Genomic DNA, 610 nt, shown 5'->3' on the forward strand with positions numbered 1-610 from the left:
CGGAGCTTCTTTCTTTCGTACCGGTGAAGTGATTGATTTTTCGTCAGAAGGTCGTTTTGGTGCACTCATAATGTAGCCATGTAATACGGTAATTTCTCCTTGTGTTTTACGGGGCGATGCCATAGCGTGGAGCCATGTACATCGAATCCGTTCCCAACCGCGATTCACCGCCCGCGGTCCTGCTGCGCGAGAGCTATCGCGAGGGCGGCAAGGTCAAGAAGCGCACGCTCCTGAACCTGTCCGACTGGTCGCGCGAACGCATCGCCGGCTTCAAGGCCCTCCTGAAGGGCGGCACGGTCATTCCAAGCGAGAAGGAGGCGATCAGCATCGTCCGCTCCTTGCCGCACGGGCATGTCGCAGCAGCCCTCGGCACGGCCCGCAAGATCGGTCTCGACCGGCTCATCGGGCCCGCCGGCAACCGCTGCCGGGATCTCGTCCTGGCGCTCGTCGTCAGCCGGATCCTCGATCCCGGCTCGAAGCTCGCGGCGGCCCGGGCGCTCTCGCCGGAGACCGCCGCCTCCAGCCTCGGCGCCGAACTCGGCCTGGGGCCCGTCGACGAGGCGGCGCTCTACAGCGCACTCGACTGGCTGGCGGTCCGACAGGCCGCCGT

The 610-nt window shown here is 65.1% G+C and carries 1 pseudogene; it reads left to right on the forward strand.

From position 1 onward, the window contains the following. Positions 1-134: 134 nt before the first annotated feature. Positions 135-610 (forward strand): annotated as a pseudogene (locus tag MAXJ12_RS34085) (IS1634 family transposase); the annotation flags it as partial.

The sequence above is a fragment of the Mesorhizobium alhagi CCNWXJ12-2 genome (assembly GCF_000236565.1).
GTDB classification, from domain to species: domain Bacteria; phylum Pseudomonadota; class Alphaproteobacteria; order Rhizobiales; family Rhizobiaceae; genus Allomesorhizobium; species Allomesorhizobium alhagi.